Genomic DNA, 16,050 nt, shown 5'->3' on the forward strand with positions numbered 1-16,050 from the left:
CATATCCAAGGATAATCTCCTGGGGTATGGTGCTTTTCTTAATAATATAGGAAACAAAGTAGATATATTTGAATCCTTAGCAGACTGAATACACGGAGACTCCCGCGGGATGCGTGAGCAAAGTGAGACCCCACAGGAGCATCGCGACGAGGAGGCTCACCGGTCACCCCGCAGGACGCGGAGTGTATTCAGACTGCGTTTTTGTAGAGCCACCCTAAGTTTCAAACTTATTTATAAAACACCTTATCGATATTATACTTCGAATGAAGGTTATTAATAATAAACGTTTCGTAAATGTCACGGTCAGTTGGGTCTTCTACTAGACAGATATCAATTCGGTAGACTTCATCTCTGTATTTCTTCATTGGAGATACATTGTCTTCAAAATGCTTCTTAATTCTTTGTCTTAGCTTTCGTGCCTTCCCTACAAATAACAGCTCATCATGCATGTTGAAGAATAGGAAGATTCCGCCCTTGTCTCTTGGGATCTTATGAAAATCAATGAAACCATAGATCGCTTTGATTTCAGGTTCATTTTCTGTTCGAACTTGTTCTCTCTGAGTAATACTAATATCAGGAGTTGGTATTTCAATTTTAATCAAGTATGTCACGTCCTTTAAATGTATAGTGGTCTATCGTACCATAAGAACCTGCAAAAAGCTATTCAATCTTTGCACTGATAGCTCCTGTCACATCATAATCTTGAAGGTCAATCTCAAGCTCTTGTCCAAGAGCAAGCTTTGCTAACTCTGCACCTAAATAAGGGCCAACTGTTAAGCCTGAAGCACCTAGGCCATTTGCAACTAAAATTCCCTCAACATTTGGCAAACGTCCTATCACTGGTAGGAATCCAGGTGTGAATGGGCGAAAGCCAACCCTTGTCTCCATCAATGTTGCATGTTCTAATTGCGGGGCGACTGTCAGTGCTTTTTGAAGAACCTCATGAATTCCCCCAGCGGTCACACGGTTATCAAATCCCGTATCGTTTTCATGAGTCGCACCAATCACTACTCGACCTTCCTCAAATGACAAAATATATTGATCACTTGGTGGCATCACAACTGGCCAATCTGCTGTATCATGAGTAGGCAAGTGCAGATGAACAATTTGAGCTTTTTGAAAGCTGACCAGAAATTGCATACCCAAAGGAGCAATTAATTCGTTTGCCCATGCGCCCGCTGTTACAATCACTTGATCAGCAAGTAGGATTTGATCCTCCACTTTCACACCTGTCACTCGGTTATTTCTAAAGACTAACATAGCATTCCCTCTCAGAAATGTACCTCCATGGTTCATAAAAGCAGCAATCAAGGAATCCCTCAAGGCTCTACCATTCACTCGTGCTGCTCCACTGATATGTACAGAACCATATTCCTCTGATAAGACAGGAAACATCGCCTTAGTTTCTTGTGGAGATAGTCTTGTAATTTCACCGATTTCTGGTGCGTCCTCACGCCTTTTGACTGCACGCTCTTCCATTTTCACTAGCTTGACTTCATCATGATGCAGACTAATGGCTCCTACTTTCTTGTAACCTGTATCAGATTCGCCTTCCTTCTCTAACTGAGGAATAAGTGTTTGATAATATCTTGCCCCATTTTTCGCTAAAGTGTACCACGCTTTGTTCCTTCGCTGTGATAACCATGGGCACACAATTCCAGCTGCTGCATCTGTTGCTTGTCCTAGATCCCAGCGATCAACAAGGGTTACTTGAACCCCTGTTTTTGCGAGATGATAAGCAGTTGATGCACCAAGTATCCCAGCACCAACGATAATCATTGATTTCATTTATTAACACCTTTTTCACTAATCTATTTCATTTGCTTATTTTACCCTAACTAACTTACTGCCTCACTCGAACTAAATTGACTATAGTATAATTCAGCATAGAATCCATTTTGTTCTAGCAACTCATGATGATTTCCTTTTTCAATAATGTCGCCTTCCTTCATGACTAAAATTAAGTCAGCATCTCTAATCGTAGAAAGACGATGGGCAATAACAAAGCTTGTACGCCCCTCCATTAATTGATTCATGGCGTTCTGAATATTCATTTCAGTTCTAGTATCAACACTACTCGTCGCTTCATCTAATATTAAAATTTTCGGATCAGCTAGAATTGCTCTAGCAATTGTAATTAATTGTCTTTGTCCTTGTGAGATATTACTTGCATCCTCACCTAACACCGTATCATACCCATCAGGCAATGTCCGTATGAAATCGTCGGCATAAGCACTTTTTGCAGCGGCAATCATGTCTTTCTCCGTCGCTCCTTCACGGCCATATGCGATATTGTCTCGTATGGTTCCATTGAACAGCCATGTGTCCTGAAGCACCATCGCAAACATTGATCTTGCTTGTTCTCGCGTTAAATCACTTAAATTGACTCCATCAATACGAATGCTGCCACGATCTGGCTCATAAAACCTCATTAATAAATTGATAATCGTTGACTTCCCTGCTCCAGTCGGTCCAACAATAGCTACGGTTTGACCTTCAGCAACATCTAAGCTTAAATCCTTAATGACTGGCTTGTCAGCTTCATAGCCAAATTGTACATGATCAAAAGATATGCTTCCTTTCAAGCGATCAAGATCAACATTTCCTGGCGACTCAGTATTCTCTTCTGACTCATCTAACAGGACAAAAATTCGTTCTGCTGATGCCATTGCGACTTGAATCATGTTTGCAATTCCAGCAGCTTGAGTCATCGGTTGAGAAAGCTGTTGAGAATATTGAATAAATGCCTGTACATCACCAATTCGAATATTTCCATTTAAAACAAGAAGACCACCTGCAATACTTACAAAAACATAGCTGAGGTTCCCAACAAAGGTCATCATCGGCATCATCATTCCTGAGATAAATTGAGCCTTCCAACCAGAATGATACAAACGCTCATTGATTTCATCAAATTCCTTTATCGCCTCTTCTTCATGACCAAATGCTTTCACCACTTGATGTCCCGAAAACATTTCTTCAATATGACCATTCACATTCCCTAGCTCTTCCTGCTGATTCACGAAATGCTTTTGGGAAAATGATGCAAACACACGTATCACAACACCACTTAGCGGAATCGCAATCAGTGCAACAAGTGTTAACCAAGGGCTAATCACAAGCATCATAATAATGATCCCAATAATAGAAATAAATGAAGTAATTAATTGTGAAAGAGCCTGCTGCAAGGAATTATTAATATTGTCAATATCATTCACGGCACGGCTAAGAATATCACCATGTGGATGCTTATCAAAATACTTCAGCGGCAATCTTGTAAGCTTTTCATTTACTTCTTGTCTAATTTGTGCACTCGTTCTTTGTGACACACCTGCCATAATGTATTGTTGAATAAAAGCAAACAATGAACTTAACAGATAGAGTCCAATAAGAATAATTAGAATTCGACCAATAAATGCAAAGTCCACTCCCACTCTTGCAGTAACGCTCTCAAATAAAGAGGTTGTTGCATCCCCTAGTAGCTTAGGACTTATAACATTAAATAAGGTTGAAAAAATGGCTGCAATCGCCACAAGAATTAACTTGAATTTCTGTGGTTTTAAATAGGCTACTAATCTCTTGAAGGTATTCTTGAAATCCTTTGGTTTTTCAACATGCATCATCGGACCAAATCCTGGTCCTCCCCCTTTTGGCTTGGAGGTAGATGAACCTATTCCTTTTTTCACCTTTTTACTCATGCGCTCTCCCCCTCTGCTTGCTGTGAGGAAACAATCTCTTGATAGATGTTGTTCTCTTGAAGTAGTTGCTGATGTGTACCAATACCAGCGATTTTCCCTTCGTTCAATACGATGATTTGATCTGCATCAACCACCGTATTTACCCGTTGTGCGACTAAAATAATGGTAGCTTGCTGTGTTTCACTTTTTAGCGCCTGTCTTAGCTTTGCGTCTGTTTTATAATCAAGAGCTGAGAAGCTGTCATCAAATATATAAATCTCTGGCTTTCGCACAAGAGCTCTAGCAATCGACAGACGCTGCTTTTGACCACCTGATAAATTCGCTCCAGCTTGTTCAATCACCGTCTCTATTCCATCTTCTTTTTCATTGACGAACTCGAGAGCTTGAGCTGTTTCTAATGCTTTCATGATTTCTTCCTCGGTTGCATCCTTTTTACCATAACGAAGATTATCTGCAATCGTACCACTAAATAAGGAAGCCTTCTGTGGGACATAACCGATGACTTCTCTTAGTTGCTTTTGTGTTAGTTTTCTGATATCAACGCCATTAACAAGAATACTCCCACTTTCTATATCGTAGAAACGTGGAATCAGCTTAACTAGAGTTGATTTTCCTGCTCCAGTACTTCCAATAATCGCCGTTGTTTGGCCAGGCTTTGCTTGGAAACTAATTTGTTCAATCGCTGGTCGCTCTGCACCAGCATATCTGAACGTTACATCCCTGAATTCAACAACCCCGTGCTCTTTCGTTTGCTCTGATTTCTCCGGGTCAACAATATCCGGCTGAAGCATTAACACTTCATTGATCCGTTTTGCTGATGCCTGTGCACGCGGAATCATAATGAATCCCATTGAGAGCATAATCAATGAAAATAAAATCATCATTGCATATTGTAAAAACGCCATTAAATTCCCGACCTGCATAAGCCCTTGATCAATACGAATGGCACCAAACCAAATAATCGCGACATTGGTGAAATTCATCATGATCATCATCACTGGAAACAGTGATGCCATGATTTTGTTTACTTTGATCCCTGTATCACGGAAATCTTCATTCGCGGTATTGAAGCGTTTCTTTTCGAAACCAACGCGATTAAAGGCTCGTACCACTCGAACCCCAATTAGATTTTCACGAATTAATAGATTCAATCGATCTGTTTTCTTTTGCATCGAAACAAACAATGGAATCGCCTTTCGTGTGATTAAGATAATCGTTAAGGCTAAGAGCGGTAATGCTGCTAGAAAGATGAGTGAAAGAGTAGCGTCTCTAGACACCGCCAATATAATACCTCCAACTAGCATAAGCGGAGCTCTTGTCATCATTCGGAGCATCATATTTAATACATCTTGTACCTGTTTAATATCATTGGTCGTTCGAGTAATTAACGAAGATGGACCAACCTTATCAAACGATTGTAGCGAGAAATTCTCTACATTAATAAATAATTTACGTCTTACATCTCGTCCAAATCCTAGGGCGACCTTTGAGGCGAAGTAGGACACAATCACAGTTAATAGGACTGCTAGAATTGCTGTTCCGATCATCAATCCACCTGTTCGGAGGATGTATGGAATATCATTGTTCACAATCCCAACATCAACAACATCCGCCATTAACGTTGGAAGGAAAAGCTCAAGCATACTTCCTGCAAGTGTAAAAATAACAATCAACACAATTTGGAAAGAATACGATTTTAAATGTTTCAGCATATTTAACATAAGCATCACTTCCTGAAATAGTTAAGTTAGTGAACATTTCACCATGTTATCTATTTTTCAGTTTTACTGGAGAAATGTCAACTTTTAATGACCATAAGCAACGAATATCTTCATAAAAGGTATTGTCACCTTTTATGAAGCATTTAAACCACATGAAGGCAGTTCACTAGACTAAATTAGGGGCTAGTAGGTATACTACTTATGAAAAAATAAAGGGGGATTTGTCATGTTAATTGAAATATGGACTGACTTTGCTTGACCGTTTTGCTATATTGGCAAAAAGCGTCTGGAGGACGCGATAAAACAAATGAATCATCCGATTGAGGTTGTCTATAAGTGCTTTGAATTAGACCCAACTTCTGAACGAGATATAAACTATTCGATTTACGAAAGCCTTTCAAAAAAATATGGTATGAGTATAGACCAAGCCAAAGCGAATACCAATAATATGGTACAAATGGCAAAAGAGCTTGGACTAGATTATCAATTCGATACAATGATTCTAACAAATACATTTGATGCACATCGCTTAGTGATGTTTGCTAAGAAACAGGGTCTTATGGTTGAAATGACTGAACGAATCCTGCATGCTTACTTCACAGAATCCAAGCATATCGGAGATCATAAGACTTTAATCCAATTAGCCGTTGAGGTTGGGTTAGATCAAGAGTCTGTTGCTAGGATGCTAGCTAGTGATGAAATGAGTCATGAAGTACGTGCTGATGAGCAAGAAGCAGTTGACTATGGAATCAGAAGTGTTCCATTCTTCCTTGTTAATAAAAAGTATGCAATCACTGGGGCACAACCAACACAGGTATTTGTTGATTCACTAAACCAAATCATTGAACAGGATGGCCTTGCTGAGGAATTCCCTCATGACGAAGGCGAATTCTGTGATGATGAAGGCTGCGACATTCCGAAAAAGTAGCTAGAAGAAAACCAGCGTGAACCATTCCACGCTGGTTTTTTTACTTTTATAATGGCATCTCACCAAATTCAGTTCGATATAATGTTTCAAAGATCTCAATTCCTTGAAAAAAGGACTGATTAAAACTCCCATCTTCATCAACGCCCCATGAAGTAGCTAATACAGTATGGCAGTATCCCCAAAGCAACAAACGTTCCTTGTTCAGCTGCAGTTCCTCCGTCACAATCTCTACCCTTCTTTTTATCACGTTAATCGCACCTTGATCTGGAAGCTTATTTAACATGAATTGAATGAGATCATACTCGATTTCACCAATTAACCCTTTAGGATCAATCGCCGTCCATTGGTTTTTTCCAGATGAGATCACATTATAATGATGAAAATCGCCATGAAGGAGATACTGCTGTTTTATCGACTTAGTTAAATAGGCAAAGATATGTAGTGCCCGTTTCAAGATGTGACTTGATATCGGCCCAATCCCTTGCGGATGTTGTTCTACAATGTTTCGGAGACTTTCTTCTCTCGCTTTTGTTGTAGGAATTCTAGTTGACTCTGGTGCAGGAATGACTAGATTTCTCATGATATTAGCTGCTATTCGTGCTGCTTCTTCATGATCATTAAGTATTGCCAATGATTCACCTGGGGACAATTTTTCTAATAAGAGGACGCCCCGCTCCTCCTCTGAATCCATTAACTGAACCATTCCGTTGTTTCTGAATAATCGCAAAGCCTCTAGCTCCTGAAGAAACCCTTCACCAGGAATACAAATCTTTACAACAACTTCTGCTCCATCACTCATCACTGCAGGTGCAACATAGTTGATGGAAAGAGAATATGGTTTACCAAGCTTCAATGACCATTTATCTTCAACATGCTTAATGATTGTTGGTAACTCTTGTAACCATCTCTCTCCTTCTTCCTTAAAATAGAGTTTGACGGAATGAACAAAGTGGGGTTGTAGATTCATGGTTTGGCCTCCTTCCCTAGAATATGTCAACATTTTATATATTTAATAGTTTCATATCCCCATAGCTTCGTCAATCGAGAATTCGTCTTGAAGCTATGGGGATCATTTTTTAATGCTTAAAAATCAAAATTGTCTGGATCTGGACCTACTCTTTGATCTTGATTTAATTTACTTATCCAATTCATCTCTTCTTCTGTTAATTCAAAATCAAAAATCGCTGCATTTTCAATAATACGTTGCTCTTTAATCGATTTTGGAATCGTTACAACCCCATTTTGTAGATCCCAACGGAGAATGACTTGGGCAACTGATTTATTATGTTTTTCAGCCAATTGATTTAAATCTTGATGAGCTAATAATTGTCCTTGCATAAGAGGTGACCATGCACCTAATTGAATTCCTTGTTCTTTACAGAAAGTATGCAATGCCTGTTGAGTCAACAGTGGATGGTATTCAACTTGGTTCACCATTGGTTTAATGAGTGAATCCTTCATAAGATCTTCAAGATGATGAATGTGGAAATTGCTGACACCGATCGCCTTGATTTTACCAGCTCGATATAGAGTCTCTAATGCTCTCCATGCCTCTTTATACTTATCTGCAACTGGCCAGTGAATAAGATACAGGTCTAAATAATCCAACCCAAGTTTTTCTAAGCTTGTTTCAAAAGCTTGAATGGTAGATTCGAATCCTAAATCAGCGTTCCACACTTTTGAAGTAATGAATAACTCTTCTCTTGTAACCGCATATTCTTTCATTGCTTCATGTATCGCTTGACCTACGCCTACCTCATTTCCATAGATAGCGGCTGTATCCACACTTCGGTAGCCATGTTTGATTGCTGCTTTTACTGCATGAATTAAGTCTGGCCCTTCTTCAACTTTAAATACCCCAAGTCCAAACCAAGGCATTTCTACTCCATTACTTAATGTTGTTGTTGATTGTAAAGAATGTATCATCTTCTTTTCCTCCTTATATTATACTGCTTTTGTTCGTTGATCGTTTTTCTCTAATGAATAACTTTTACTTGTTAAAACAACGGCAATTAATACCATGAGCGCACCAATCCACGCAGTGTGAATCAGACCAAATGACTCTGCAATTAAACCACCTACATAAGATCCAATCGCTATACCTGCATTAAAGGCTGCTATATTTATCGCTGAAGCCACATCGACAGCACTAGGTACAAATCTCTCTGCCAACATTACTACATACACCTGTAAACCAGGAACATTCATAAAGGCGAACAGTCCCATCAAGAAAATAGTGATTAAACCTGCTACCTTAAATGGAGCAGTGAACGTCAAGATAAATAACACTATGGCTTGAATGATAAACATATAGAATAATGCCCTAATTGGATTGTGATTGGATAATTTCCCACCAATCATATTGCCAATTGCAATGGCAACACCATAGACTAGTAAAATAGCGGCAACTATGCCCTCTTTGAAACCAGTAATCTGTTGTAGGATTGGTGATAAATAAGTGAAGACTACAAAGGTACCACCATAACCAAATGCGGTAATGGCAAATACTAATAGCAATCTTTTATTTTTCACTAGTTTGATTTGATCACTAAAACTTGTTTGTGTTCCTTTCCTTAATGTAGACGGAATAAGGATACTGTTAGCAATCAATGCGATGATTCCAATGACAACGATCGCAACAAACGCCATTCTCCAACCTAATTCTTGTCCAATAAATGTACCAAAAGGCACCCCTGTTACTGTCGCCACAGTTAAACCGGTAAACATAATCGAAATGGCACTCGCTCTTTTTTCCTGTGGGACAAGATCTGCTGCTATTGTAGAGCCAATTGACATAAAGACCCCATGTGCCAAAGCAGAAATGATACGAGAGACTAATAATACGCTGATACTTGTTGCACTCGCAGCAAAGCTATTACCGATGATAAAAACAACCATAATCCAGAGTAATAACGATTTTCTAGACATCTTTGAGGTTAGCGAGGTTAAGATAGGTGCTCCCAACGTAACTCCTAACGCATATAACGAAACGGTTAATCCTGCAATCGTTAGCGATATATCTAAATCCCTAGCAATCAGTGGAAGAAGTCCCACACTTATAAACTCAGTCGTTCCTATTGCAAACGCACTTACTGCTAAAGCTAGCAATGCGAACTGGCTTTTCCTTTTTTCTAACATAAAATACTTACTCCTTTATATTGAAAGTTTGCCAAAGAATAGATTATGATGTTATCTACTTGGCAAATGTTATTATGATTGCTATCCAACAAAAAAGATAGAACGCACTTTAAAGTGATATAGATACCAATAAGTAATATAGGAACCAAAAAGTACCTATATTAAGTAGGAGGAAATAATGAAGAAGAAATACAATATATCAGTTGAAGCAACGTTAGAAGTAATCGGTGGGAAATGGAAGTGTGTGATTCTATGTCACCTCACACATGGCAAAAAAAGAACAAGTGAGTTGAAACGATTGATGCCTAACATCACACAAAAAATGCTGACTCAACAATTACGTGAGCTTGAGGATGATGGTGTAATTAATCGAATTGTTCACCATCAAATCCCACCAAAAGTAGAGTATGAACTAAGCGAGTACGGTAAAACACTAGAAGGAATCCTCGATTTACTATGCGCATGGGGTGATACACATATTACGAAAGTATATGGCGACAAATTTTCGATGTTAGAAGAAGGGATTTTGAATGAGAAGTTAAAGGAAGATAATCAATAAATAAAGTGGTGATTCATCTGATTCCGTTAGTTCATTCATGACCACCTATTTGTTGTTAATTTGTTACATCTACATCAAAAAACACTCCTACCTTTGTGATAAAATGAACATACTTTTTCACAAAAGGATGGAATGATATGAGTAACTCCGAACTATTTATTCGCGTTGAACAGGTTTCCTTCTCATTTAAGGAACAACAGATTATTTACGGGATGAATCTTTCTTTAACGAAAGGAACTTCGTATGCATTGATTGGAAAATCTGGGACAGGTAAAAGTACTTTCTTGAATCTAGTAGCTGGTTTTTTGAAGCCTACTACTGGCCGAATTCTGATAGATGGATTAGACTCTAGAAAAGGACGGGAACAGACTGGCTTTTTGTTTCAGGACCTCGTTTTATTTCCTTGGCAAACGGTACTTGAGGCGGTCATGATGCCGTTAAAACTCAAGAAAAAGAACGTCACAAAAGAAGAGTATCAAATCGGGATGAAGCTGTTAACAGAGATGGAGTTAGCTAACTTGCAAGACAAATACCCCCATGAATTAAGTGGTGGTCAAAAACAGAGAGTTGCACTCGCACGGACATTAATCGGAGAGCCAGATTTATTATTAATGGATGAGCCCACCTCTGCCCTAGATGAAATGACAAAGGAACAAATACAGCGGCTCATATTACATCAACAGCAAAAACGAAATACGACAATGTTATTTGTTACTCATGATATCGAAGAAGCAGTCTATTTAGGTGAGAAGATTCTTATTTTAAAAGAGGATGGAAAGGTACTAGAGTTAGAGAATCCTTTCTTTGCGGTTTATCAGCCAAAGGAACAGCTTGCTTTCTATCGAATGTGTATTGATATTAGACAATTAATGAATACGGAGAGTAGTTATGAACACACTACATAAACTATTAAATAATCAAATCGTCATTGGCACTCTTTCGATTTTATTATTTTGGTACTCACTCTTTTTTCTCGTCAATACTCATTCCATTCCCTCTCCGTTTGAAACCATAGCACACCTTTTTACAATTAAGATTCCTATACTCTTACATTCTCTCGCCAGCCTAATGAGAGTCTTGGTCGCTTTAGGCATTTCATTGATCATAGGTGTTCCTATTGGTCTCTTTTTAGGAGTAAACAAGACATTTAATCGGGTATTTTCACCGTTTTTATATTATTTATATCCATTACCAAAAGTGGCATTCCTACCGGTATTCATGCTTTTATTTGGACTTGGGAATATTTCAAAGGTAATGTTGATCATTTGGATCATTATTTTTCAAATTATTTTATCTGTAAGGGATGGGGTCACTCAAATCCCCTCATCTTATTTCAAGGTAATGGATAGCTTTGCTGCTTCAACTAGACATTACTATCAATATCTCGTTGTACCAGCTGTCTTACCTCAGCTCATTTCAGGGATAAGAATTAGCATTGGGATTTCACTTGCTTCTTTATTTTTTGCAGAGAATTATGCCACTACCTATGGAATCGGATACTTTATTATTAGTGGCTGGACAAAGATGAATTATATTGAAATGTTTGGTGGAATTCTAGTTCTAGGCTTAATTGGACTACTCATCTTCAAATGTTTGGATTGGTTGGAAGCCCGCCTTATTCCATGGGCACAGAAATAACGAGGTGTCCTAGTTAGGACGACCTCGTATTTTTAATGAGCAATAAATTGAAAGTCTGTTAATTCCTCGTATGAATATGTTTTTGTAATTTGCTCTTTGTCTTTTGTCCATTCGATAATATTTTCATATTGCCCTTGATTAATGGTGCGAGCATGTGAATACTCGTCTGTCATATTTGATAGATACGCACTCATCGCCTCAGGAAATTGATAAGCTGCTAAAATGTCTGCATATTCACTAACATCTGTTGTATTCATATAATCAACAGCTTTATTGTATCCTTCATAGAATCCAGCAATATCGCCTGGCTGTGCTTGTATGATCTCATCCATAAATGAAATTGTTCCACCTTTTAATCCCGCAAGTTTCGAACTGCCTAACAAATGCGCTCCTTGCTGGACAAGCATGCTTGCCTGTGGTTCTGTAAATACAACACCATCAATTTGATTAGACATTAATGCCTCTGCTCTGCCCGCGAAAGAAGGAATCTCAACAATTTCATAGGTGAACTGATCTTCTGTGGCAAACTCATCCATAATGTATTCAAGAATGAAGTTTGGTACAAGTGATACCTTTTTATCGGCTAATCCAGCCATTTCAGTTATCCCAGACTGAGGGGCTGATAGAATCTTGAAATCCTCACTAATATCTGACGTAATTTTCATTTGAACCCCATGCTCATAGAATGTTGCGACACTCATCACATCCCCAATCATTCCATCTAATTCCTTCGCTTGAACAGCAACATTGCGATCATTAGGTGACGTAAATGTCTTGATAGACACATTCACTCCGACTTCTTCAAAAAAACCTTTTTCTTTTGCTAAAATGATGGGAATGGCTGATTCAGCAGGTAAGATTCCGATGTTCAATTCTTTCCCAGTTGGGGCTTGCACGTTGCTTTCTGATTTCAGTTGTTCATTTGATTCCGCTACTTTCTCTGTTGTTGCCCCACAAGCAGCTAGAATGAACAACCCTGTTCCCATGACTAATACTAAAATGATTTTTTTCATTATATTTACTCCTTACTTTATGATTCTCTTAAAGCCTTCAAGATTGAGAAAATATGTAACTGTATTTCTTTTTAACAGCAGCGGGTCAGTAAAGGATGAATTGTGACCTTTTTCACAAGTGAACGCCAGCTGAAACCCTTTCTTTCTTAAAAGTGTTACATTTCTTTCTTCAAACAAACCAAAGGGATAGGCAAATACATCCTTCACCGAAACCACTTGATTGCAAATATCTAGATCGTGACTAAACGCTTCATCACTCGCTTCCATCATTAGACTTGTCGCCTCGTTTGTTCGTTGATGAAAAGAATCTGTATGATTTGCATATTCAAACACATCATCCATCTCAACTAAATCCTGTTTTGTTAAGCAAATAGACATGTCTGGATTAAATTCCTGGTCCTTCTCATGAAGCCAGCCTGATACAACAAATGCCACAGCATGCATATCATATTTTTTCAAGATGGGATACGCGTATTTTTTCATCGATTGAAAGCAATCATCGAATGTGAGCAAGACCGATTTCTCTGGAATGCTTTCCCCCTGATAGTAATATGCCTTCACTTCATCCAAGCTCAAGGTATGATACTGATGATTATGTAAATAAGCCATTTGTTCCTCAAACTGCTCAACAGTTGTAAACAGTGGTGATGGTAAAATATCATCATAATCCTGCTTCACATCAATATGTGATGGATGATTCGGGTTAAACTCCCCTGGTTCTCGTAACTCATGATACATCAGTGCTGAAAATGACATATTGAAGCCTCCTTTTGAATTCTATTTCATGGTGACATTTATAACTATAACTTATTAGAGCAGGAATATTTGTGAACATTTTCACACATTTTACTATACAAATTTGTTATGAAAACTAAGTTTTTGAAGATTGTCTATTTTTTTAGTAATAGTTATGATTAAGAAAAAATGAAGAAGGAGTGATAACCGTGATTATACAACAGCGAAACATACCATTAGAATTAAAGCTTTTAAGATTTATAAAAGCAAGAATGGATTTTGATTCAAAAGCAGAAAGTAATTATCAAATTCTTGAGAAAGGCTATCGAGGTGAGCGGGAGTTTGACAATTTAATGGTGGATTTTTCTGAAAACCTTCTCGTATTGAATGATTTGCTCTTAGAATATAACGGTACACTTTTTCAAATTGATTCATTGATGATCTCTTCAAATTCGATTTATCTTTTTGAAGTTAAGAATTTTGAAGGCGATTATTTGATCGAAAACGATACATGGTATTCCCCTTCAAAAAGTGAAATAAAAAATCCTCTACTACAACTACAAAGAACTGAATCTTTGATTCGACGTTTACTTAAAGAGCTTCGCTGTCATATTCCAATTGAAACCTACCTCTTCTTTGTCAATCCTGAATTCCAACTCTATCAAACTCCACAAAATGCACCAATTGTCTTTCCCTCCCAACATAAGCGGTTTATCAAGAAAAACACTTCCAAACAAGTAACCTTAAAAGATTCACATTCAAAATTAGCTCAACAGCTCTTATCATTGAACATCATCGAATCACCATACTCTAGGTTACCTGAATTCGACTTTGACACTCTCGATAAAGGTATTAGCTGTACATCTTGCCAAAGCTTAGACACTTTTTTAGTAAAAACAAAGTTAATATGTAAACATTGTGGTTGTAAGGAGGACTACTCATCCGCTGTTTTAAGGAGTGTAGATGAATTTAAATTGCTCTTTCCAAATCTCAAACTAACGACTAACCAAATTCATGAATGGTGTAACACTAGTAAAGCTAAAAAAACAATTCGAAAAATATTAGCTAACAACTTTAAAAAACGTGGTCGTAGTGTATCCTCTTATTATGAAGATTTAGATTCATGAATGACAAGATTGTGTATTCAGTAAGTACCTCATTTTGCTATATCGGGTAGTTGGAGCACTAGTTTGAGGTTCTAGGTACTTCATCTATGGTTGATGCTCTTGATTGGAGCACTACTCACCTCTTCTAGTTACCTCAACCATTATGCTTGCTCTTGATTGGGGCACTACTCAGACCCTCTAGTTACCTCAACCATGATGCTTGCTCTTGGTTGGGGCACTATACTCAGGCCCTGTAGTTACCTCAACCATGATGCTTGCTTTTGATTAGGGCACTACTCAGCTCACCTAGTTACCTCAACCATGATGCTTGCTCTTGATTGGGGCACTACTCAGGCCCCCTAGTTACCTCAACCATGATGCTTACTCTTGATCAGGGCACTACTCTGACCCTCTAGTTACCTCAACCATGATGCTTACTCTTGATCAGGGCACTACTCTGACCCTCTAGTTACCTCAACCATGATGCTTGCTCTTGATCAGGGCACTACTCTGACCCTCTAGTTACCTCAACCATGATGCTTGCTCTTGATCAGGGCACTACTCTGACCCTCTAGTTACCTCAACCATGATGCTTGCTTTTGATTAGGGCACTACTCAGCTCACCTAGTTACCTCAACCATGATGCTTGCTTTTGATCAGGGCACTACTCTGACCCTCTAGTTACCTCAACCATGATGCTTGCTTTTGATTAGGGCACTACTCTGACCCTCTAGTTACCTCAACCATGATGCTTGCTCTTGATCAGGGTACTACTCTGACCCTCTAGTTACCTCAACCATGATGCTTGCTCTTGATTGGGGCACTACTCAGCTCACCTAGTTACCTCAACCATGATGCTTGCTCTTGATTGGGGCACTACTCAGGCCCTCTAGTTACCTCAACCATGATGCTTGCTCTTGATCAGGGCACTACTCTGACCCTCTAGTTACCTCAACCATGATGCTTGCTTTTGATCAGGGCACTACTCTGACCCTCTAGTCACCTCAACCATGATGCTTGCTTTTGATTAGGGCACTACTCAGCTCACCTAGTTACCTCAACCATGATGCTTACTCTTGATCAGGGCACTACTCTGACCCTCTAGTTACCTCAACCATGATGCTTACTCTTGATCAGGGCACTACTTCGCTCTCCTAGTTACCCCATCTTTGCTGAACCACAATAATCAGATCACTCCCCCGCTATTCTAGATGCCTCATATACATAAAAAGACAAGTGAAAGAATTTTTCACTTGCCAATGATACTTTGACGTAATATGGATGAGTTTGAGTTTATTTTCTCTTTCGAAACCTGCAATATTAAATCTCTCAAGGTTAACTCACTCTAGTAATCAATTCCACTTCAGAACGATGAATCAGTTCAACATGTTGTCTTCTTTTAATTTCAAGGAAACCACTTTCGTAAATATAAACCACATTATATGCTTGGCCTTTAAACAATATTAGGTCTCCTTTTTTCATCGAGTCTCCCTCACTACTTACAATATTTATGA

The 16,050-nt window shown here is 38.6% G+C and carries 15 protein-coding genes; 5 read left to right on the forward strand and 10 right to left on the reverse strand.

Annotated elements, in window-relative coordinates; all coding sequences use genetic code 11:
- Window positions 1-227 precede the first annotated feature (227 nt).
- From F7888_RS08830 to F7888_RS08845, 4 genes are read right to left on the reverse strand one after another with little or no spacing between them, the layout of a single operon-like run.
- Window positions 228-602, reverse strand: a complete 375-nt coding sequence (locus tag F7888_RS08830) for a nucleotide excision repair endonuclease (RefSeq protein ID WP_191778808.1) — start codon at window positions 600-602, stop codon at window positions 228-230.
- A 58-nt stretch (window positions 603-660) separates the two neighbouring features.
- Complete coding sequence (locus F7888_RS08835) at window positions 661-1,788, reverse strand: NAD(P)/FAD-dependent oxidoreductase (RefSeq protein ID WP_191778809.1); 1,128 nt, start codon at window positions 1,786-1,788, stop codon at window positions 661-663.
- A gap of 50 nt (window positions 1,789-1,838) precedes the next feature.
- Window positions 1,839-3,698, reverse strand: a complete 1,860-nt coding sequence (locus F7888_RS08840) for an ABC transporter ATP-binding protein (RefSeq protein WP_191778810.1) — start codon at window positions 3,696-3,698, stop codon at window positions 1,839-1,841.
- A complete protein-coding gene (locus F7888_RS08845) occupies window positions 3,695-5,419 on the reverse strand; it encodes an ABC transporter ATP-binding protein (protein WP_191778811.1) in 1,725 nt (574 codons plus the stop codon). The genes F7888_RS08840 and F7888_RS08845 overlap by 4 nt, the downstream gene beginning before the upstream one ends.
- A gap of 271 nt (window positions 5,420-5,690) precedes the next feature.
- Between F7888_RS08845 and F7888_RS08850 the strand changes: the two genes are divergently transcribed.
- Window positions 5,691-6,347 (forward strand): DsbA family oxidoreductase, encoded by a 657-nt coding sequence (locus tag F7888_RS08850; protein ID WP_318246254.1) that lies wholly within the window; start codon window positions 5,691-5,693, stop codon window positions 6,345-6,347.
- Window positions 6,348-6,393: 46 nt separating this feature from the next.
- Here F7888_RS08850 and F7888_RS08855 read toward each other — a convergent pair whose 3' ends face one another.
- The 3 genes from F7888_RS08855 to F7888_RS08865 form a co-directional block, all read right to left on the reverse strand.
- On the reverse strand, window positions 6,394-7,314 hold the full coding sequence (locus F7888_RS08855) for an aminoglycoside phosphotransferase family protein (protein WP_191778812.1): 921 nt from the start codon (window positions 7,312-7,314) through the stop codon (window positions 6,394-6,396).
- A 116-nt stretch (window positions 7,315-7,430) separates the two neighbouring features.
- Window positions 7,431-8,273, reverse strand: coding sequence for an aldo/keto reductase (locus tag F7888_RS08860; RefSeq protein ID WP_191778813.1), 843 nt, complete (start codon window positions 8,271-8,273; stop codon window positions 7,431-7,433).
- Between the two features lie 18 nt (window positions 8,274-8,291).
- A complete protein-coding gene (locus F7888_RS08865) occupies window positions 8,292-9,485 on the reverse strand; it encodes an MFS transporter (protein ID WP_191778814.1) in 1,194 nt (397 codons plus the stop codon).
- A gap of 175 nt (window positions 9,486-9,660) precedes the next feature.
- Here F7888_RS08865 and F7888_RS08870 point away from each other — a divergent pair, with 175 nt between their 5' ends.
- The 3 genes from F7888_RS08870 (at window position 9,661) to F7888_RS08880 (ending at window position 11,682) form a co-directional block, all read left to right on the forward strand.
- Complete coding sequence (locus F7888_RS08870) at window positions 9,661-10,044, forward strand: winged helix-turn-helix transcriptional regulator (RefSeq protein ID WP_191778872.1); 384 nt, start codon at window positions 9,661-9,663, stop codon at window positions 10,042-10,044.
- 137 nt (window positions 10,045-10,181) lie between these two features.
- The gene (locus tag F7888_RS08875) at window positions 10,182-10,949 is read left to right on the forward strand and encodes an ABC transporter ATP-binding protein (RefSeq protein WP_191778815.1); all 768 of its coding nucleotides are present in this window, start codon (window positions 10,182-10,184) and stop codon (window positions 10,947-10,949) included.
- Window positions 10,933-11,682 (forward strand): ABC transporter permease, encoded by a 750-nt coding sequence (locus tag F7888_RS08880; RefSeq protein WP_191778816.1) that lies wholly within the window; start codon window positions 10,933-10,935, stop codon window positions 11,680-11,682. The genes F7888_RS08875 and F7888_RS08880 overlap by 17 nt, the downstream gene beginning before the upstream one ends.
- Window positions 11,683-11,714: 32 nt before the next feature.
- On the opposite strand, the gene F7888_RS08885 is transcribed toward F7888_RS08880, so the two are convergent.
- The gene (locus F7888_RS08885) at window positions 11,715-12,695 is read right to left on the reverse strand and encodes an ABC transporter substrate-binding protein (RefSeq protein ID WP_191778817.1); all 981 of its coding nucleotides are present in this window, start codon (window positions 12,693-12,695) and stop codon (window positions 11,715-11,717) included.
- A gap of 12 nt (window positions 12,696-12,707) precedes the next feature.
- A complete protein-coding gene (locus F7888_RS08890; RefSeq protein WP_191778818.1) occupies window positions 12,708-13,451 on the reverse strand; it encodes a polysaccharide deacetylase family protein in 744 nt (247 codons plus the stop codon).
- Between the two features lie 188 nt (window positions 13,452-13,639).
- Between F7888_RS08890 and F7888_RS08895 the strand changes: the two genes are divergently transcribed.
- Complete coding sequence (locus F7888_RS08895) at window positions 13,640-14,557, forward strand: nuclease-related domain-containing protein (protein WP_191778819.1); 918 nt, start codon at window positions 13,640-13,642, stop codon at window positions 14,555-14,557.
- A gap of 1,314 nt (window positions 14,558-15,871) precedes the next feature.
- On the opposite strand, the gene F7888_RS22810 is transcribed toward F7888_RS08895, so the two are convergent.
- Window positions 15,872-15,997, reverse strand: coding sequence for a hypothetical protein (locus tag F7888_RS22810; protein ID WP_263601187.1), 126 nt, complete (start codon window positions 15,995-15,997; stop codon window positions 15,872-15,874).
- Between the last annotated feature and the right edge of the window lie 53 nt (window positions 15,998-16,050).

Origin of the sequence: Litchfieldia stipae (assembly GCF_014837155.1) — a bacterium.
Taxonomy (GTDB): domain Bacteria; phylum Bacillota; class Bacilli; order Bacillales; family Bacillaceae_L; genus Litchfieldia.